General features: G+C 56.5%; 19 protein-coding genes and 1 pseudogene. 6 read left to right on the top strand and 14 right to left on the bottom strand.

What is annotated here, in order from left to right:
* Positions 1 to 35 precede the first annotated feature (35 nt).
* Positions 36 to 455, top strand: a complete 420-nt coding sequence (locus tag ACXAH0_RS03960) for a hypothetical protein (protein ID WP_475189279.1) — start codon at positions 36 to 38, stop codon at positions 453 to 455.
* Here the strand turns inward: ACXAH0_RS03960 and creD are convergent.
* Positions 452 to 1,912: a cell envelope integrity protein CreD gene (gene creD, locus ACXAH0_RS03955; RefSeq protein WP_475174211.1), complete on the bottom strand. Its 1,461-nt coding sequence runs from the start codon at positions 1,910 to 1,912 to the stop codon at positions 452 to 454. The genes ACXAH0_RS03960 and creD overlap by 4 nt on opposite strands.
* A 248-nt stretch (positions 1,913 to 2,160) precedes the next feature.
* Between creD and ACXAH0_RS03950 the strand changes: the two genes are divergently transcribed.
* On the top strand, positions 2,161 to 3,357 hold the full coding sequence (locus tag ACXAH0_RS03950) for a Rossmann-fold NAD(P)-binding domain-containing protein (RefSeq protein WP_475189277.1): 1,197 nt from the start codon (positions 2,161 to 2,163) through the stop codon (positions 3,355 to 3,357).
* On the top strand, positions 3,318 to 4,139 hold the full coding sequence (locus ACXAH0_RS03945) for a class I SAM-dependent methyltransferase (RefSeq protein ID WP_475189275.1): 822 nt from the start codon (positions 3,318 to 3,320) through the stop codon (positions 4,137 to 4,139). The genes ACXAH0_RS03950 and ACXAH0_RS03945 overlap by 40 nt, the downstream gene beginning before the upstream one ends.
* Before the next feature lie 196 nt (positions 4,140 to 4,335).
* On the opposite strand, the gene ACXAH0_RS03940 is transcribed toward ACXAH0_RS03945, so the two are convergent.
* Positions 4,336 to 4,815, bottom strand: a complete 480-nt coding sequence (locus ACXAH0_RS03940; protein WP_475174218.1) for a hypothetical protein — start codon at positions 4,813 to 4,815, stop codon at positions 4,336 to 4,338.
* A 226-nt stretch (positions 4,816 to 5,041) separates the two neighbouring features.
* On the bottom strand, positions 5,042 to 5,545 hold the full coding sequence (locus tag ACXAH0_RS03935; RefSeq protein WP_475189274.1) for a hypothetical protein: 504 nt from the start codon (positions 5,543 to 5,545) through the stop codon (positions 5,042 to 5,044).
* Between the two features lie 315 nt (positions 5,546 to 5,860).
* On the opposite strand from ACXAH0_RS03935, the gene ACXAH0_RS03930 reads away from it, so the two are divergent.
* Complete coding sequence (locus ACXAH0_RS03930; RefSeq protein ID WP_475189271.1) at positions 5,861 to 6,514, top strand: DUF4291 domain-containing protein; 654 nt, start codon at positions 5,861 to 5,863, stop codon at positions 6,512 to 6,514.
* A gap of 86 nt (positions 6,515 to 6,600) precedes the next feature.
* Here the strand turns inward: ACXAH0_RS03930 and ACXAH0_RS03925 are convergent, their stop codons facing one another.
* Both ACXAH0_RS03925 and ACXAH0_RS03920 read right to left on the bottom strand, forming a co-directional pair.
* Entirely contained in the window at positions 6,601 to 7,104 is a 504-nt protein-coding gene (locus ACXAH0_RS03925) for a hypothetical protein (protein WP_475189270.1), read from the bottom strand.
* Between the two features lie 462 nt (positions 7,105 to 7,566).
* Positions 7,567 to 7,851 (bottom strand): hypothetical protein, encoded by a 285-nt coding sequence (locus ACXAH0_RS03920; RefSeq protein ID WP_475189267.1) that lies wholly within the window; start codon positions 7,849 to 7,851, stop codon positions 7,567 to 7,569.
* 123 nt (positions 7,852 to 7,974) lie between these two features.
* Here ACXAH0_RS03920 and ACXAH0_RS03915 point away from each other — a divergent pair.
* Positions 7,975 to 9,164 (top strand): annotated as a pseudogene (locus tag ACXAH0_RS03915) (IS3 family transposase).
* Positions 9,165 to 9,451: 287 nt separating this feature from the next.
* Here the strand turns inward: ACXAH0_RS03915 and ACXAH0_RS03910 are convergent.
* The 9 genes from ACXAH0_RS03910 to ACXAH0_RS03870 form a co-directional block, all read right to left on the bottom strand.
* On the bottom strand, positions 9,452 to 9,883 hold the full coding sequence (locus ACXAH0_RS03910) for a hypothetical protein (protein ID WP_475189265.1): 432 nt from the start codon (positions 9,881 to 9,883) through the stop codon (positions 9,452 to 9,454).
* Positions 9,880 to 10,425 carry an RHS repeat-associated core domain-containing protein gene (locus ACXAH0_RS03905; protein WP_475189262.1) on the bottom strand — a complete coding sequence of 182 codons (546 nt, stop codon included), beginning with the start codon at positions 10,423 to 10,425 and terminating at the stop codon, positions 9,880 to 9,882. Before ACXAH0_RS03905 ends, ACXAH0_RS03910 begins: the two co-directional genes overlap by 4 nt.
* 11 nt (positions 10,426 to 10,436) lie before the next feature.
* Positions 10,437 to 11,219: a succinate dehydrogenase iron-sulfur subunit gene (locus ACXAH0_RS03900; RefSeq protein WP_475189261.1), complete on the bottom strand. Its 783-nt coding sequence runs from the start codon at positions 11,217 to 11,219 to the stop codon at positions 10,437 to 10,439.
* A 69-nt stretch (positions 11,220 to 11,288) separates the two neighbouring features.
* A complete protein-coding gene (locus ACXAH0_RS03895) occupies positions 11,289 to 12,125 on the bottom strand; it encodes an FkbM family methyltransferase (protein WP_475186851.1) in 837 nt (278 codons plus the stop codon).
* A 21-nt stretch (positions 12,126 to 12,146) separates the two neighbouring features.
* Complete coding sequence (gene sdhA, locus ACXAH0_RS03890) at positions 12,147 to 13,973, bottom strand: succinate dehydrogenase flavoprotein subunit (RefSeq protein ID WP_475186853.1); 1,827 nt, start codon at positions 13,971 to 13,973, stop codon at positions 12,147 to 12,149.
* Positions 13,974 to 13,978: 5 nt separating this feature from the next.
* Entirely contained in the window at positions 13,979 to 14,362 is a 384-nt protein-coding gene (gene sdhD / locus ACXAH0_RS03885) for a succinate dehydrogenase, hydrophobic membrane anchor protein (protein ID WP_475186854.1), read from the bottom strand.
* A gap of 10 nt (positions 14,363 to 14,372) precedes the next feature.
* Positions 14,373 to 14,771, bottom strand: a complete 399-nt coding sequence (gene sdhC / locus ACXAH0_RS03880) for a succinate dehydrogenase, cytochrome b556 subunit (RefSeq protein WP_475186856.1) — start codon at positions 14,769 to 14,771, stop codon at positions 14,373 to 14,375.
* 251 nt (positions 14,772 to 15,022) lie between these two features.
* A complete protein-coding gene (locus tag ACXAH0_RS03875) occupies positions 15,023 to 15,958 on the bottom strand; it encodes a glutaminase (RefSeq protein ID WP_475189258.1) in 936 nt (311 codons plus the stop codon).
* A 109-nt stretch (positions 15,959 to 16,067) separates the two neighbouring features.
* Positions 16,068 to 16,778 carry a sulfate transporter family protein gene (locus ACXAH0_RS03870; RefSeq protein ID WP_475189257.1) on the bottom strand — a complete coding sequence of 237 codons (711 nt, stop codon included), beginning with the start codon at positions 16,776 to 16,778 and terminating at the stop codon, positions 16,068 to 16,070.
* Positions 16,779 to 16,966: 188 nt separating this feature from the next.
* Here ACXAH0_RS03870 and ACXAH0_RS03865 point away from each other — a divergent pair, with 188 nt between their 5' ends.
* Positions 16,967 to 17,710, top strand: a complete 744-nt coding sequence (locus ACXAH0_RS03865; RefSeq protein WP_475189255.1) for a class I SAM-dependent methyltransferase — start codon at positions 16,967 to 16,969, stop codon at positions 17,708 to 17,710.
* Positions 17,711 to 18,224: the final 514 nt, after the last annotated feature.

Here is an 18,224-nt window from a genome sequence, read left to right as displayed (position 1 = left end):
CAAGACCCTCCCCGCATGTAGTCCTGTGCGGGTCCATGTCAGTGCTCAAGGAGATGGAAGCTCTGGCCGCAACCCTGCGCGATCTGGGACTTCTCGCGACAACACCGGTCAAGGAAGAGGAGAGTCATGATTGGAACAAGCTGCCTCTTGAAGCGGCCGTCGCCCTCAAACGCCCCTTTCTGAGCGGCTATTTCGAGACCATCCGCACAGCCGATGCGGTTCTGATTGCCAATTATGCAAAACACGGCATTCCCGGCTATGTCGGCGCCAATGCTCTGATGGAAGCCGCCTGCGCCCACGCCCATGGCAAGCCGGTGTTCTTCCTCCAGGCCGTGGGCCCACAGCCCTGCCAGCTGGAAGCCCTGGCCGTTTCTGCAGGAATTCTGGACGGGGACCTTGCCCCGCTTGTCCGGGCTCTTATGCCGAGCCCGGACAAGCGGGGCAAGGTGGTCTAACCGGTTCGGCTGCCCGGCCCTGGCAGGGACTGACCGGCTCCGGTCCAGTCGATCTTCTGGGTCACGAACATGGTCACAGCCAGGGCGGCAAATCCGACCACCGAGCCGATGAGAAGCGCGTAGTCCTGTTCCCGCATCAAGGCAAAGAGGATACCGAACGTGCTGGCCAGGACAGCAAACAGGATCACGCCCGCCATCCGGCTCCTCAAGGATGTCCCCACATAGACGGCATTCAGAACCGTTGCGGCACCCGCTGCAATCAAATAGGCGGGGCCGTAGCCGATATGCTCGGCAAACGCGAGCAGCATCACGTAGAAAACGATCAGGGAAAAGCCGACCAGAGCGTATTGGATCCAGTGGAGCCGCCAGCCGGAGCGCAGCTCCAGAACAAACACGGCCAGAAAGGTCAGACTGATGAAGCCCACGGCATATTTCAGCGACCGGGCAATCGTCTGGTAGAAATTGACCGGCTCCACGAATTTCACGCCCAGCTGCTTATCCTGCAATGGCAGCTGGTCCGTTTGCACCACGTTCGCAATGCCCCGGGCAAGATAGGGAATGGTCCAGGTGGCCTCAAATCCCGTGTTGGAAATGGATCTTTGGTCCGGCAAAAAGGCCCCTGTGAAACCGGGATGCGGCCAGTTGGAAGTCAGCTTTACTTTGGTCGTCTGACCGGACGGGGCGAGAGAAAGGCTACTGGACCCGTTCAATTCCAAAGAGATCTCAAAAGCGAACCCCTTGCGCCACTCCCTGACGGAAACCGGTACACTGATCCCGGAGCTTATCCGACCGTCAGAACGGTGACGGGACACATTGCCTCTCAGCGCGGCAAGGCCCGGCTCGAAGGCGACTTTCTGCGATCCATTCAGAACCAGTGTCACGTCGCTCTTGAGCGCCCTGATGTCGCCAATGCCGGTTATCAGGAAAGCGTCAGCAGGATCAAACACAACTTTACCGTCCAGGTGTTCCGGCACGATCAAAGCGTCCTCGGGCTTCGCGAACCGGCCGTTCAGGCGCACAACACTGCGGTAGACGGGCAAGGAGTAGATGGACTTTCGCCGCTCTTCGGCTGTGACCTCGGCATGAATGTCAAGAGCCTTGGGAAAGAAGACCGCGTAGTGTTTGGAACTGCGTTCGCTTGAAACGCCCTCTGTGTTCGTGGTGACAAAGGTCTCCGTGTAAGGAACCACCAGATAGGGCCCGTTGACCGTCTGGGACGCGCCCCAGGATCTGGCAATGTCCCGGGCAACCTTCTTGGCCCGGTCCGCGCGTTCTTCTACCAGACCCCAGACAAACACACTCGGGATCAGCAGCCCGAGGGTCAAAAGCCCGATCAGGACAAATTTCACTGCGGGTGAAGCCATCCACTCCATCACGCTGGGTGACTGCGACCTTGAGGAAAAGCTGGAGGAAGAAACAGTCTCGGCCTTGCTCTTGCGGCCCGTATCGTCAGTCATGCGCACATCCCTTGCCGGAACCCCCCGGCAGAACACCGGAGCTCGTTCAACTCCGGCAACTTGCATGTGCAAAACGGAGACATTTGATCCCCTTTGCCTGAGTTTTCAGCAATGTTCTTGCAGAAATTATGCAGTCGAATCTCCAGTCGCAGTGGCCGCATTATTTTTCTTGGCGCTTTTGATGAACCGGGACTTGTTCTTGACCCTCTGCCAGTGTCAAAGTGACTGGCCCATCGGAATTTATATCAATGAATACATTTCCCGAAGTGTCTGTTCAGACCTTTCCTTCCTATGCGCGCCGTGCGGATTATTTACCGGCGCTGGTTGAGCGCCTGGACCTTGTCTTGAGCGACAGCCACAGGTTCCTGCTGGTCGCGCATCTGTTTGACGACACCATGCGCATGATCGATGCCCTGGACGGGATCATGGATTTCGATGCCATCGTGGGCGTGCCCTACTCTTCGGGCAGCGACGCGACACGGCTGAAATGGCAGGCCCGGTATGGCGACAGGGTTCAGTGTCCGAAAACGGAAACCGATTTCCGTACCGTGCTGGCCGAGGCTCTCCAGAAAAGCCTGAATGCCTGCCGCGACTCAGGACAGAAACTCGTGATCCAGGAGGTCGGCGGATATGTTGTCGAGCTCCTGCATGAGCGCTTTCAAAACCAGCTCCATCTTGTGGAAGGTGTCGTTGAAATCACCAAACAGGGGATCTGGCGTGCGGCGCAGCTGGATCTGAAGATCCCGGTCATGCACTGCGCGGACAGCGAACTGAAACGCCTGGAAGCCGCCCGCTGCGGCGAGACCATTGCCCGCTGTCTCGACGGCCTGATGCGCGACCTTGGCAACTCGCTGGCCGGGCGCCACGCAACCGTTTTCGGTGCTGGCTGGATCGGTTTCGGTGTGGCCAAGGCCCTGAGGCGGCTGGATGTCACAACGTCACTGGTTGACATTGACCCCCTGAAAGTGGCCGAGGCGCGCCTGTCCGGGTTTGACGCCAGCCTGTCGCCCGGAGCTCTGCTCGGGAAATCGGATCTGGTGGTGGGCGCGGCCGGGCGCCTGTCCGTCACCGAAGACATTCTGGCCCGGCTGCGCAATGGCTGCATGGTTGCAAGCGCCAGCTCGCGGCGGATTGAAATCGATGTCGACTATCTGGAAACAGCGCCGGCCTGCGACATTCACCCCTCCATCCGCGCCTTTCACTTTCCCGACCCACAGGCGGACCGGGACCGGCAGATCTGTCTGGTCAATGACGGCTATCCCGCGAATTTCATTCCAGGCTCAGGCAGCGTTGCCGACGAGATTGTCGAACTCATCCTCGGGGAGCTGATTGTCCTGATGGCGGATCTGACCACCTACAGCTACGAGCCAGGCATTCACCGGCTGGCCTCAGAAGGAGAAGCAACGTGCACACAATTGTGGATCGAGCAGAGGGACAGGATCTGATGGAGGCGTCCGAAAGCGTCACGGTTCATTCCGAATATCTGGTCAAGAAGCTCGCCAATGCGCAGCGCAACCTTTACGGAACGGTCAAATTCGACATTGTGTCCCGGCAGATCCGCAACTGGTCCAGGGATATCGGGCGCCGCCCGCGCATTCTCGACATCGGCTGCTCCACCTCCATTTCGAAGGAATATCTGGCCGACACGGGGTTGGACTTCGACTATTGCGGCGCCGACTATGAAGCCGCGTTCCAGCCGGATGTTGTTCTGGATGCCACCCGGCTCTCAGAACACCGGGACGAGCTGCCCTGGCAGCCAGATGTCATTGCCCTGCTGGATGTTCTGGAACACCTGCCCGGCAAGGCCGCTGCCATTGAATCGGTCATGCGCCAATGCGCGGAGGTCGTGGCCCCCGGCGGCCTGATCCTGGCCGTGGTCCCGCAGCTCTACCGGCTCGACCGGCTCAAGCTGAAACATCTCCACTATCCCGAACACCAGGTGCGCATGACCCTGGGTGAATGGTCGGACATTATCGGCCGGGCGGTGACCATCGAAGCCGTACATGGCATCGGCTATCTCTCCTGCCTGCCCTATCTGCCCATGCTCAGCCCCTGGTACGAGGAGACCAACCGGCACGGGAAGCTGTTTCACCATCTGCGCGGCAAAACATTCGAGTGGGGACCGTTAAAGCCCCTTGAAATCGGCCTCAGCCGCACCTTCGGCTCCTTGCCGGGCCTCCGTGGCTGGTGCAACAGTTCCTTGCTGGTCTGCCGGGCAAAGGGATGAGATCAGGCCTCCCGCGGGTCTTTCAGGCAAGACTGTGCGAAGGGCATGGGCTCAAACATTGAGACCTTTTGTGAAAAGCTGTCCTTCCGGGTCCCATGCATGCGCTTTTAAAGCGTTGCGCCCCGGAGAAGCTTCTCCGGCGGTCCTTCCGGACGGCGCAATGCGGAGATCCGGAACCAGGGAGCCCCGGCCCTTCCTACCCGTTGATCGTCGGATCGTAGGGCGTGTCCGGATCGTCATCGCCGGTCAGGAATTCCTTCCAGCTGCCAAAGCCGCAGGCAAGCGCTGCGAATTCCGCCCAGTGGCCCGCACCATCGGCACCGTTGATATGGGCGAATTCGTGAACGAGCGTGGCAAGCAACTGCTGCCGGCTGCTGACAAGGGCCAGCGCCGTCACGCCGATGGCGTTATGCGCCTCCCAGGATTCGCCGTAGTTGAACGGGCAAGGCTCCACAAGGCTGACCCAGATACTTGAATCGCCCAGAAGGCTGGTCAGGCTCCGCCCCTTCGGCAGGGAGCGGAAATAGGCATTGCAGACCGGTCTTTCGCGCGCCAGCTTGATCAGTTTCCAGCGGCACTGCCTGAGTTTCGCATAGTCGCTGCCGCTAACGGATTTCAGCCGCGTCAGCGCTGCGGGTTTGGTCTTCCAGTCTCCGATATTGATCTGAAAATTCACGTCCAAATTCCTTAAAGGGCACGCCGGCGGCCTGCTCAAAAAGCCCGCAAGCGCGGTTGCAAAACCCACGAAACGACGAAGGGACCCTGCCGGAAACAGCTTTTAAGTCCAGTGACCTTGATCACGAAATGCGGGAATTGGAAACACAGCCCCGAAGGTGGGGCGCTAAAACTCCACGAGTTACGAATACGACTGATGTCAGCTCGAACCAAGCCTTGGATAATTTCTATGATCGCAAGTTGATTTGATATTGAGCGTTTTTCTTGATTATTTCGTTCTCTGACTTCGTCAGCAATTTTAGCTTTTGCCTCGACGATTCAGTATCAATATCACCCAGGGCCCAGATACACTTTACAGCAAGGGCAAATGCATCGTCGCCCGCAAGATATTCAAATTTCCTTTGGGCAGTATCGAACAACACGTCGACGCTGCTAGGGTCTCTAAAATCTTGTAATAACGAGGCAATATCTTCATGAGAAATGTGCCAATCTTCGGAAAGTAATCTATTCAAAATCGGTACGCATTTGCTGTCGAATCCAAAAAATCTAAAGCCAATACCTAGGGAATATTCCAAAACCTCGTCGTCTTTGTCCATTGATGCTAGTTTTAGGATTTTTGACATAGCATGTTCGTCGTTTCGTACGTCCATCGAAAAGCGTTCAAGGAATTCATCCAAAGAAATCTCATTCTGATCGAGTTTTATAATCAGTTGTTGATCAGCTTTCCGCATTTAAGGCCTCATTCGACTCATACCAACCTCAATAGATAGGAACCGATCTGACCGTGTTTGGGGACTGTTCGGCAAGGAGCCGGTTGCAGGGCGATATGGTTTATCGTTCAAAACCTGGGACGCAGCTGAACAGTCCTCAAACACGGCCTCGGTGGCCTGCTCCGGCCCGCCGGACTGCGTTGCGCCGCTTGAACGGCCAACCAGGCCATCCTGCGCAACGCGCCTTGCCGGCCAATCCGGACCAGCGCCATCAGATGGGTTTCTATCTGTTGAGGTTGGTATAAGGTGCGAGTAAACATCTTCGGGACAAATTGAATGCAACATGTTTTTCAGAGTGATTTTAAAACAATGACCACAAAACCAAAACGCCAGATCAGAGCCACATTTGACCAGAAAATTGTTCGTGTCTACCAAGCTTATTCGGACGAGATTGCTGAGTCAGCAATAGAAAACCAGAAATTTGAATCTCCACCATTTAAGATGACGCGAATGACTTGGATTAAGCCGTCGTTTTTGTGGATGATGTATAGATCCAATTGGGCAACTAAAGACCTAAATCAAAAACGAATTTTGGCGATCGATATTACGCATGAAGGCTTTCAATGGGCTTTGACCAACAGTTGCCTCAGTAGCCATTCGAGGGAGCTAGAGCTAACTAAAGAAGAGTGGTGTCAACAAAAGAACAATTCTCAAGTACGAATACAATGGGATCCGGAACGCGATATTCATTTGAAGAAACTAGAGTACAGAACCATCCAGGTTGGACTTTCTGGCGACGCAGTGAAACGTTACACCAACGATTGGATAGTGAGGATAGTTGATCAAACCGCACTTGCACGCAAAATCAAAGAGCTGCTTGAATTAAATAAAAATAATAAAGCAATTAGTCTATTGCCTGCGGAGGCTCCATATCCCTTAAATTCTACATTAGCTCAAAAAATTAACATTTCAAACCATGAGTATGTCTAAGTAGAAAAATTGATACCCGACTCGATCAACGCTCTACGAGTTACGAATACAACTGAAGTCAGCTCGAACCAAGCCTTGGATAATTTCTATGATCGCAATTTGATTTGATATTGAGCGTTTTTCTTGATTATTTCGTTCTCTGACTTCGTCAGCAATTTTAGCTTTTGCCTAGACGATTCAGTATCAATATCACCCAGAGCCCAAATACACTTTACAGCAAGGGCAAATGCATCGTCGCCCGCAAGATATTCAAATTTCCTTTGGGCTGTATCGAACAACACGTCGACGCTGCTAGGGTCTCTAAAATCTTGTAATAACTCCGTAATGTCTTCATGAGAAATATGCCAATCTTCGGAAAGTAATTTATTCAAAATCGGCACGCATTTGCTGTCGAATTCAAAAAATCTAAAGCCAATACCTAGGGAATATTCCAAAGCCTCCGCGTCTTTGTCCATTGAGGCTAGTTTTAGGATTTTTGACATAGCATGTTCGTCGTTTCGTACGTCCATCGAAAAGCGTTCAAGGAATTCATCCAAAGAAATCTCATTATGAATGACGTTTATCATCAGTTGTATATCAGCTTTCCGCATTTAAGGCCTCATTCGACTCATACCAACCTCACTAGATAGGAACCGATCTGACGGTGTTTGGGGACTGTTCGTCAAGGAGCAGGTTGCAGGGCGATATGGTTTATCGTTCAAAACCTGGGACGCAGCTGAACAGTCCTCAAACACGGCCTCGGTGGCCTGCTCCGGCCCGCCGGACTGCGTTGCGCCGCTTGAACGGCCAACCAGGCCGTCCTGCGCAACGCGCCTTGACGGCCAATCCGGACCAGCGCCATCAGATGGGTTTCTATCTAGTGAGGTTGGTATAAATCGTGATTTCTTCATATCGTTCTCCACGCTAATCAAAGGCTGGAGCAGTCCAATTTTCAACCCGTTGGTTTTTGGGGATGATTACCCCCCAATCTCGGAGCAAGCATAAGCCTAATTAAATGCGAATCTATAGCGTCTCGCGAAACAACAAGATTCGATCACCCAGAACTCCCTTGCCTATTTCTGAAAATTCAAGAAAAGCGCTTCGATTTCACGGACAGCTTCTTCAACCTGCTCTCGTTCAGAGGTTGTTAACGTCCGACCATTTTCAATCAAACTTGAATTTATTTGCTCCAAATTGAACGCAATAGGGAAAACGTTTTCTGCCCAAAACTCATCGTCCAATCTACGCGCGATGCCTTCAATCTGAACTATGAGCGCATTGAGACCCATTTTCCCTAGACGGAAACTCTCAAATTGAGTCGAAGCCAATTTTTTTTGACGTGCTACAAATTCATCCATTCTGCGCCTACTACTTTGTGTAAACGGTAACTACTTTACCTGTGTCATTGGTCACGGCCTTGACCTGCCACGGGACTTTTCCTCCACTATCGATTAGAGTCCGACCCAATTTGAGGACGGACAATGAAGCGAACAAGATTCACGGACGAGCAGATCATCGGCATCCTTGCCGAGCATGATGCGGGCGCAAAGTGCGCGGATCTGTGCCGCAAACACGGCATGTCTGAAGGCACCTTCTACAACTGGAAAGCCAAGTTTGGCGGTATGACAGTGTCATGAGCCAAACGGCTGAAGGCGCTCGAAGATGAGAACGCGAAGCTGAAGAAGCTTCTGGCCGAGCAAATGCTGGATCTGGCTGCCATGAAGGAGCTGGTTTCAAAAAAGTGGTGACGCCTGCCGTGAAGCGCGAGGCGGTCGCGCACCTGGGGTCCCTGCTCGGGCTCTCGGAACGGCGGGCGTGCCGGATTGCCGGGGCGGATCGTAAAATGGTCCGCTACGAGGCGCAGCGTGCACCAGACACGGCGCTGCGTGGCCGCCTGCACGAACTGGCCAATGAACGACGGCGCTTTGGCTATCGGCGCCTGTTCGTTCTATTGCGGCGCGAAGGGGAGCCGTCCGGCATCAACCGGATCTATCGGCTCTACCGGGAAGAAGGCCTGATCGTGCGCAAGCGAAAGGCCCGACGCAAGGCAGTTGGGACGCGGGCGCCAATTCTGGTCGAGGCGCGACCCAATGCACGCTGGTCACTGGATTTCGTTCATGACCAGTTGGCTAATGGTCAACGTTTCCGGGTGCTCAATGTGGTCGACGACGTCACCCGCGAATGCCTTGCTGCGATCCCGGACACCTCGATCTCAGGGCGGCGCGTGGCGCGTGAACTCACCGCCTTGATCGAACGCAGCGGAAAGCCAGGAATGGTTGTCTCGGACATTGGAACGGAACTGACTTCGAACGCCATCTTGCGGTGGTGTTCGGAGCACCGGATCGAGTGGCACTACATCGCGCCGGGCAAACCGATGCAGAATGGCGTCGTCGAGAGTTTCAACGGTCGCATGCGTGACGAACTGCTCAACGAGACCATGTTCCGCAACCTGGCTCATGCGCGGGTCGTGATCACTGCCTGGATTGCCGACTACAACACCAAACGCCCACACTCGGCGTTGGACTATCAGACCCCCACCGAATACGCCCAGACCCTGACCGCCGCAATCGCCCGACCCGCTACGCGATCTGAAAGCTCCGCGCGACGGGCGATTGCTCAACCTGCGCCGAATGGCGTAAACACCAATAGGGCTCAAGTCGCAGCTGGATGAAAGTTCAGTGGCAGGTCAGAACGCCCATGGAAACCCTGGTCGATGGAAAACAGGTTTGGATCGAAAAGAAAATAGACCGAACCTGATCTGACAAACACAGCCTCAAAGGCGGTACCTGTCAGATCAAGTCTCAACTTCTACAAATGAACTCAAGCATTTGAGGACGGACTGCCTCAAAATCCGAAGAGACGAGACATAGTTTTCCACAATCAAAGCCTAACTTACCCCTCACGTCGAAGGCGAACTGCCGACTGAATACTGAGTTTTCAGAAAATTAAGTAAACGTATTAATTGATATCTTTAAACGTTATTGGAAATTGCCTCCTAATTCTATTAGGTATTATTTCAAATTTTATTAAATTATATTGATTAACGAGTGTATTTCCAGGTATTTTCTCGCCACTAGCCTGCTGAATCAGGCAAAGATTATATAAGTTAAAGTATTTTTTCTTTTGTCCTGTATTTGGAAGGTCCGCAATTTGTGCATTTGTATGACGTAGTTCCTTAAGGGCCTCTTTTTTTCTCTTGAGTCCAATTAAGGCTTCAGCTCTCATGAGACTAACGTCAATCGAAAATGCTCCAGGATTGAAAGTGTCTAGCGTGTTGAGCGCTTCTGAATATAAGCCTTCATCAAGGAGCTCTTCAGCTTGCGCAAGCTTACGAAAAATGTAATTTGCTTTCAATGACTTAACGCACTTTTCGATGATTTTTCTAATCACCAGCTACCTCCACCATTACCAATATCGTCAACCATATCCTCCATCCAATCGCGAATCCATTTTCCGGGGCCACTACGGATTTTTCCCCTTCGCTCTTGCTCTTGTTTTGCCCCTCGACCAGCAGATAGAACCTTCCTTTCTTTGTCTTTTACATCCTCAGTGCCGGAATCGGTTCCGTCGAGTGGGTCCGTTCGGGCACCTCGGTTTCCGCCTCCAAACCAGCCGCCGGAGTACCCCCGGCTCCCTGGACCGATCCGGCCTCCGGGGTTGTTGAGGGCATAGGCATACCGGTTGGTACCAACACCACTTGACTTCGGGTGGTACCAGTCCGGCGAGATGAAGCGCGCCAGGACGGGATCATAGTAGCGGGCGTTGAGATAGGTCAGTCCGGTCTCCGGATCGTCCCACTCCCCGATCCAGCCCTTGCTTTCCCGGGGAAGGCCAATCGATGTTGCCTGTGCATCAGAACGCTTTCGAAGGCAAGTCACTGGACGCCGACACAAAAAAGGCCGCCCCGAGAGGCGGCCTTTCGAATAAGGCATGGCGACAGGCGTTATACGCGCCGTTCGACCATCATCTTTTTGATCTCGGCAATCGCCTTGGCCGGGTTCAGCCCTTTCGGGCAGGCCTGGGAGCAGTTCATGATGGTGTGGCAGCGGTAGAGCCGGAACGGGTCTTCCAGATTGTCCAGCCGCTCACCCGTGGCCTCATCACGGCTGTCGATCAGCCAGCGGTAGGCCTGCAGCAGAATGGCCGGGCCGAGATAGCGGTCGCCATTCCACCAGTAGCTCGGGCAGGAGGTCGAGCAGCAGGCACACAGGATACACTCATAAAGCCCGTCCAGCTTGACCCGGTCCTCATGGGACTGGAGCCATTCCTTTTCCGGTGCGGGCGAAACCGTCTTCAGCCAGGGCTCGATGGAGCGGTGCTGGGCGTAGAAGCGGGTCAGATCCGGCACCAGATCCTTGACCACGGCCATATGCGGCAGGGGATAGATCTTGACGACATCGCCAGAGATCTCGTCCATGCCCTTGGTGCAGGCCAGGGTATTGGTGCCGTCAATGTTCATGGCACAGGACCCGCAGATGCCTTCCCGGCAGGACCGGCGGAAGGTCAGGGTCGGATCGATCTTGTTCTTGATATAGATCAGGCCGTCCAGAACCATGGGGCCGCAATCATCGGCATCGATGAAATAGGTGTCGACCCGCGGGTTGCGGCCGTCATCCGGGTTCCAGCGGTAGATCCGGTATTCACGCAGGTTGGCCGCCCCTTCCGGCTTGTCCCAAACCTTGCCTTCCGTCACCGTGGAGTTCCGGGGAAGCGTCAGCTGAACCATCTCGTTACTGCTCCGCGTTGGGTCCCTGTCTTGCGCCACCTGGTGGCAACAGGGCCTGTCGGTTTCCGCTCAGGCTGTGAGTTCGAAAACCATGTTGTCATTTGTCCGGCCGGTCACTTCATAGCCGCGTCTTGCCAGTTCAGGCAGGCAATCCTCGGACCAGTAGGGCCGGCAATTTGTTTCCAGAAGGATCACGCGGGGCCATGCGCCTGCATCCGCGTGCCTGAGGAAGGGCAGCACCACCCGATCCTCAAATCCTTCCACATCCACTTTCAGAACATCAATTCTGGGAAGGTTGTACTCATCGGCAATTGCGGTCAAAGGCCGCATCTTGACATAGGCCGGCGACCAGTCGCCCGCCCATTCGCCGGTTGTCAGATCCTTGACGAAGGTCGCAAAGCCGCAATTGCTCGGCTCCAGCCACAGGGGCAAAGTGTCATCCTTCGGCCCGACCGCGGAATTTTCCACCCGCACGGTTTCAAATCCATTGGCCGCAATGTTGAAGCTCAGCTTTTCCGCCGTTTGCGGGTTGGCCTCGATCGCCAGTACGGATGCACCGCGCCGGGCGGCGAAAATGGCGTAGGAGCCGATATTCGCCCCCACATCCACAAACACTGTGCCGTCTTTCAGATGTGGCTCCAGAAGCGCGTGTTCGGCCCGTTCGGGCAGGCGCCCCTTGGCGAGGATCTTGCGGTCATCGTAATTCTCGCCCGGATAGATGCGGAATTTCAGACCATCGGCTTCCATGTCGTAAGGGCCCTTGAAGACCCGCGCCACAAAGGACCGGATCCGCTTGCGCAGGCCCTTGGACAGGTCGTGACGATCCGCAAGACGCCAGGCAGCACGGACCAGCCGTTCGGCCGGATACGTGCCGAACGGACTGCGTATGTCCAGATGTGCTGCCATCTCCCTCACCAGATCCGCCCCTTAGTAGACGCGCGCCTTCGGCGCGATCTTTTTCGGGTCGATGCCACCTTCCTCGAACGTGGTCAGCGGATCGAGCACCACAGGGCGGTAGTCGAGCTTGACGTCACCGGCTTCGTTGACCCAGGCCAGCGTGTGCTTGCGCCAGTTCTCGTCGTCCCGACCCGAAAACGGGCCGTCCTTGTAGTCCTCACGGGCATGGGCGCCACGGCTTTCCTTGCGCGCTTCGGCGCCATAGACCGTGGTGATCGCGTTGGCCATCAGGTTTTCCAGTTCCAGCGTTTCCACCAGATCGGAATTCCAGATCAGCGAGCGGTCGGAGACTTTCAGATCCTTCAGGTCGCCCCAGATGCCAGACAGGCGTTTGCAGCCCGCTTCCAGGCTTTCCTGAGTGCGGAAGACGGCCGCGTCTTCCTGCATGGCACGCTGCATCTTGTCGCGCAGATCCGCTGTCGGCACGCTGCCATCCGCATGGCGCAGGGTGTCGAACCGGTCCATGATCTTCTCGCAGGACGCTTCGCTCGGGGCCGGGGTGGCTTCTTTGGGATCCACCACTTCGCCCGCCTTGATCGCGGCGGCCCGGCCGAACACGACCAGATCGATCAGCGAGTTGGAGCCGAGACGGTTGGCGCCGTGAACGGAGGCGCAGCCGGCCTCGCCAACGGCCATCAGGCCGGGCTGGATCCGATCCGGATTGCTCGCGTCCGCGTTCAGCACTTCGCCCCAGTAGTTGGTCGGAATGCCGCCCATATTGTAGTGAACGGTCGGCAGGACCGGGATCGGGTCCTTGGTCACATCCACACCCGCAAAGATGCGCGCGCTTTCAGAAATGCCCGGCAGGCGCTCGGCCAGAAGGGCCGGATCGAGGTGGTCCAGATGCAGGAAGATATGGTCGCCATTCTTGCCGACGCCCCGGCCTTCGCGGATTTCCATGGTCATGCAGCGCGAGACCACGTCGCGGGAGGCAAGGTCCTTGGCCGAGGGTGCGTACCGCTCCATGAAGCGCTCGCCTTCGGAGTTGACAAGATAGCCGCCCTCTCCGCGCGCGCCTTCAGTGATCAGGCAGCCTGAGCCGTAAATGCCGGTCGGGTGGAACTGGACGAATTCCATGTCCTGCAGCGGCAGGCCCGCACGGGCCACCATGCCGCCGCCATCCCCGGTACAGGTATGGGCAGAGGTTGCCGAAAAATAGGCCCGTCCATAGCCGCCGGTGGCCAGCACCACCATCTTGGCTGCAAAGCGGTGGATGGTGCCGTCATCAAGGTTCCAGGCAATCACGCCCTGGCAGACACCATCTTCGGACATGATCAGGTCGAGGGCGAAATACTCGATATAGAATTCCGCATTGTGGCGCAGGGACTGGCCGTAGAGCGTGTGCAGGATGGCGTGGCCGGTCCGGTCCGCAGCCGCGCAGGTGCGCTGCACAGGGGGGCCTTCGCCGTAATTCTGCATGTGGCCGCCAAAGGGACGCTGGTAGATCTTGCCTTCTTCGGTCCGGGAGAACGGAACACCATAATGCTCCAGCTCATAGACGGCCTTTGGGGCTTCGCGGGCGAGATATTCCATCGCGTCCGTATCCCCCAGCCAGTCGGAGCCCTTGACCGTGTCATACATGTGCCATTCCCAGCAGTCCGGCGTCATGTTTTTCAACGACGCAGCGATACCGCCCTGGGCCGCCACCGTGTGGGAGCGGGTCGGGAAGACCTTGGTGATACAGGCCGTTCTGAGACCCTGCTCGGCCATGCCGAGCGTCGCGCGCAGGCCCGCACCGCCCGCACCGACAACGACCACGTCGTAGGTGTGGTCGATAAATTCATATGTCTTGGCCATACGGGTTAGCCTCCAAAGCCAATCTTGAGCACTGCGAAAATGCAGCCGAAGCCGATAAGGGCGCAGAAAAAGGTGTTCGCCATCAGCGTCAGAAACTTGATGCCCTCACCTTGGATATAATCCTCGATGATGACCTGCATGCCGAGTTTCATGTGATAGACGCCGGACAGGATCACCAGCAGCAGGATGATCGACACCAGCGGGTTGCGAAGCGCCTCGACGACTTCGCCATGGCTGGAGCCCTGCAGCGCGATCACCAGAATCACGAAGAAGGAAATCAGGAAGACATTGGCCACCGCTGTGACACGCTGTTTCCAGAAATGGTCGGTTCCTTCCTTGGCCGAGCCAAGGCCGCGAACCTTGTTCAAAGGGGTGCGCAGATCCGTCATGACACTCTCCTTAGCGAACCAGATAGCCGATGACCCACAGGATCACGGTCAGACTGACAGATCCGATGATGGTGGCCTTGGCCAGCCATTCGCGGGCGTCCTTGCCAAAGCCGGCGCCCATGTCCCAGATGAAGTGGCGCAGGCCGCCAAGCATGTGGTGCACCAGCGCCCAGGTGAAGCCGAACAGGATCAGCTGCCCCGGGATCGAACCGTATATGGCGTTGACGAAATCAAAATAGGCCGGGCCTGCTGCAGCGGCGATGAGCCACCAGGCCAGCAGCACGGTTCCGAAATACAGGGCCGCCCCCGTAATCCGGTGCAGAATGGACATGACCATCGTCAGAATGGGTTTATAAATCTGAAGATGGGGCGACAGCGGGCGGTTGCCGCGCATATCGGCGTTCGACATGGAATTCCTCTCCCGTACGACGCTGAAACAAAAAGGGCCAACGACACGTTTCCGACCCCCTCTGCCTCACCTTACGTTTACGCAAACGTAAGCAAATCAAGGCGTTGTGTAGGAGCTTTCTAGCGCCAACGCTCCCAAAGGTCAAAATATCCTATAGGGCTAAAATGCAGGAAATCATGTCTTAAACGATTAAAATCATGTAATGACGTGAAACAATTGTAAAATCCACCTGTGCACATCCGCATCTTTCCCTAAACGTCAACCGGCACCGCCGAATGCGGCAGACCGAAAACGGACCAGCCGGTGCGGTGGGCGAAGGTTTCCATCGCTTCGGTACCGAGTCTGGAATTGCCGTAACGGTTCAGCCCCGGCGACCAGACCGCAACCGCCGCCCGGCCCGGCGAGATCACCAGAATGCCGCCGCCAACACCGCTTTTCCCGGGCATGCCGACGCGGAACGCAAAGTCCCCGGAGCCGTCATAATGGCCGCAGGTCATCATCAGCGCATTGATCCGGCGGCGGCGCTCAGGGGAAACGAGCGCGGGCATGGCCGGAGCATCGACCAGAAACCGTCCGGCCAGGGCCAATTGGCGGCAGGACATCTCGACCGCGCATTGGTGGCAATAGGTGCCCAGAACCTTGTCGACAGAGGCCCGCATGTTGCCATGGGAGGCCAGATAATGGGCCAGGGAGAAATTCCTGTGCGCTGTTGACAGCTCGGACTGGGCGACCTTGTTGTTGATATGAATGCTGTCATCGTCTGCCGCTGCGCGGATGAAGCGCAGCAATTCCCCCAAAGCCTCGCGCGGGCTGGACCCGGCCAGATAGGTGTCGGTCGTCACCAGAGCTCCGGCATTGATGAAGGGATTGCGCGGAATACCCTCTTCGCGCTCCAGAAGGAGAATGGAATCAAAGGCCAGACCGGACGGTTCCCGGCCTACCCGCGACCATATCTGATCTCCGACCCGGCCAAGGGCAAGAGCCAGCGCGAACACTTTGGAAACCGACTGGATCGAAAACGGCGTCTCAGCGCTTCCGGCGGTGAACACCCGGCCATTGGCAAGTGCAACCGCAATGCCGAACTGGTCCGTGTCGATCCTGGCCAATTCGGGAATATAGTCGGCCACCTTGCCTTTTTCCGGATTTCTGGCCGCCGCATCGGCAATTTCGGTCAAAAGCGCCTGCATCCTGTCCTCCGGTTGGCCGCCCCCTCCAAGGGCCCTTGCCCCAGTTCGTCAGACCCGGCCCGGGGATGCAAGAGGCTTTGGTGCGGTGGCTGGACCCCGGCACGTGCCGTCAGGCCGGCTGCCTGTCGCTGCGCCGTGCCGACAGGCGCTTGAACATATGCATCATGAAGATGGTGGCGAAGATCGGTGTCACCAGATTGAGCACCGGCACGGCCAGAAGTCCCGCAATCACCAGACCGCCGAGAAACACGGTGCCCCCGCGCGCCCGGCGCAGGGCCTTGGCATCGTCTGGCGGCATGAACCGCATGGCGGCGAATTCAAAGAATTCCCGTCCGAGCAGATACCCGTTCACCACAAAAAACGCGATCAGATTGACCCCCGGCACCAGAAGGAGCAGGAGCGCAAAGAGATTCCCTGCCACAACAACCCCGGTGAATTTCACCGTTTGGGCGATGGCTTGCGAAAGCGGGAGCGCCTTGCCTAGGCGGTCGCCCGGATAGTCCCGCGCTTCCACAATATCCGCGATGTCATCCTGAAAGAGCCCGGCCAGCAGGGCGGAAATCGGCGCGATCAGAAATCCAAGGGCAAAAACGGCGCCAATACCGGTCAGGATCGAAATGGACCATTCCATCCAGGTGATCCAGGCACTGCCATCCCCCCATTCGGTGGCCGCAACCCCCAGAAAGTGGCCGACCAGACCCTGCAGGGCGATCCAGATCACCAGAAGGATTGCCAGCGTGAACCCGAGCATTTTCCAGAAAATGGCGCGAAAGGGTTGTTCGAACACCTGGGACATGGCGCGGGCGGCAGCTTGGAACATGGAACCTTCTGGGGCTGGTTGTCGACCGCAACGACATAGGGGCGGCGGCCAGCGGACGCAAGGCCTCCTTCCCATCCGCCCCGACACTCCAAAAGCTGCGAAACGGCCTTGAAGCAATCAGGGATTGATATTCCAGAGCCATGGTCTACCTTGATTTCAGGACCCGATTTTCACGCACCGGAGCTGCCATGCCCCACCTTTCTGAAGAGCCATCCGCAGCTTTGGCACCCGAAGTACCCGGTTCAGCGGACCTGTTTCAATTCGAGTGGCAGATCTATCAGAAGATGGTGCACGCCAACGAGATGCATCACCGGGAACTGGCCGCCCTCCTGCGCGGGGAGATAAAAGAGCGATTCAACCGGCCCTTTACCTTTCTGGACATTGCCTGCGGCGACGCCAGCCTGGCAGAAACTGTTCTGAAGGGAAGCCAGGTCCGGCACTATACAGGCATTGATCTGTCCGGCCCTGCCTTGCGCCTTGCCGACAACCGGCTCCGGGACGCGCCTTTTCAGGTGGACCTGCGCCAAGAGGACATGGTTCAGGCGGTGGCCCAAAATCAGGACAACGCGGATCTGGTCTGGTGCGGGTTCTCGATCCACCATCTGGCAACACCGCAAAAGAAGACCATGCTGCACCTCATCCGGCAGGCGCTGAAACCGGGCGGGCTGTTTGTGTGCGCCGAACCGGTCTGTGCAGCAGGCGAGACCAGAACGGACTTCGTCTCCCGCTGGGAACAAACCCTGCCCCACCGGTTTCAATCCCTGACAAAGACCGAATATGCGCATCTGTGGCGCCATGTCAGCACCCATGACATTCCCGAATCCCCGGAAAACTGGATCGCCATCGGGAAAGACGCCGGGTTCTCAAGCGCAGAGGAAGTGTTCCGGTTTCCCGGAGACCTGTTTTGTTCCGCCTTCCGGTTTGAGCGGTAATTTTAGGCGAGCGCCTGTTAGGTCAAATCCTTGCACCTGCACAGCACCCTTCGGGGTGAAGCCCACCCACCAGACGCGGCCTCACGGTTTATACCAACCTCACTAGATAGGAACCGATCTGACGGTGTTTGGGGACTGTTCGGCAAGGAGCAGGTTTCAGGGCGATATGGTTTATCGTTCAAAACCTGGGACGCAGCTGAACAGTCCTCAAACACGGCCTCGGTGGCCTGCTCCGGCCCGCCGGACTGCGTTGCGCCGCTTGAACGGCCAACCAGGCCGTCCTGCGCAACGCGCCTTGCCGGCCAATCCGCACCAGCGCCATCAGATGGGTTTCTATCTATTCAGGTTGGTATAACCCTGACAGGCGCGATGAGAGCCTGCGCCAAGACACACCCGACCAATCTCCCCAAGAAGTCTCACAACGGCCTCTTACTTCGTGGGAAAAACACAAATCAGCATGCTCAAACCAGAGAAACAAATCGAATAAATTGGAATGATAATTCTATTTTACAAA

This window comes from Roseibium sp. AWQ4_290 (assembly GCF_056160985.1).
The sequence above is the reverse complement of the archived record's forward strand: the minus strand, read 5'-3'. Positions and strand labels throughout refer to the sequence as shown.

Bases quoted from the DNA above. Each gene is read 5' to 3' on its own strand.
- creD (WP_475174211.1), bottom strand. From the start codon at position 1,912: ATGACTGACGATACGGGCCGCAAGAGCAAGGCCGAGACTGTTTCTTCC.
- ACXAH0_RS03870 (WP_475189257.1), bottom strand. From the start codon at position 16,778: ATGTTCCAAGCTGCCGCCCGCGCCATGTCCCAGGTGTTCGAACAACCC.
- ACXAH0_RS03935 (WP_475189274.1), bottom strand. From the start codon at position 5,545: ATGCGGAAAGCTGATCAACAACTGATTATAAAACTCGATCAGAATGAG.
- sdhA (WP_475186853.1), bottom strand. From the start codon at position 13,973: ATGGCCAAGACATATGAATTTATCGACCACACCTACGACGTGGTCGTT.
- ACXAH0_RS03895 (WP_475186851.1), bottom strand. From the start codon at position 12,125: ATGGCAGCACATCTGGACATACGCAGTCCGTTCGGCACGTATCCGGCC.
- ACXAH0_RS03950 (WP_475189277.1), top strand. From the start codon at position 2,161: ATGAATACATTTCCCGAAGTGTCTGTTCAGACCTTTCCTTCCTATGCG.
- ACXAH0_RS03865 (WP_475189255.1), top strand. From the start codon at position 16,967: ATGCCCCACCTTTCTGAAGAGCCATCCGCAGCTTTGGCACCCGAAGTA.
- sdhC (WP_475186856.1), bottom strand. From the start codon at position 14,771: ATGTCGAACGCCGATATGCGCGGCAACCGCCCGCTGTCGCCCCATCTT.
- ACXAH0_RS03905 (WP_475189262.1), bottom strand. From the start codon at position 10,425: ATGCCTTATTCGAAAGGCCGCCTCTCGGGGCGGCCTTTTTTGTGTCGG.
- ACXAH0_RS03925 (WP_475189270.1), bottom strand. From the start codon at position 7,104: ATGCGGAAAGCTGATATACAACTGATGATAAACGTCATTCATAATGAG.
- ACXAH0_RS03920 (WP_475189267.1), bottom strand. From the start codon at position 7,851: ATGGATGAATTTGTAGCACGTCAAAAAAAATTGGCTTCGACTCAATTT.
- ACXAH0_RS03875 (WP_475189258.1), bottom strand. From the start codon at position 15,958: ATGCAGGCGCTTTTGACCGAAATTGCCGATGCGGCGGCCAGAAATCCG.
- ACXAH0_RS03930 (WP_475189271.1), top strand. From the start codon at position 5,861: ATGCAACATGTTTTTCAGAGTGATTTTAAAACAATGACCACAAAACCA.
- ACXAH0_RS03960 (WP_475189279.1), top strand. From the start codon at position 36: ATGTCAGTGCTCAAGGAGATGGAAGCTCTGGCCGCAACCCTGCGCGAT.
- ACXAH0_RS03900 (WP_475189261.1), bottom strand. From the start codon at position 11,219: ATGGTTCAGCTGACGCTTCCCCGGAACTCCACGGTGACGGAAGGCAAG.
- sdhD (WP_475186854.1), bottom strand. From the start codon at position 14,362: ATGACGGATCTGCGCACCCCTTTGAACAAGGTTCGCGGCCTTGGCTCG.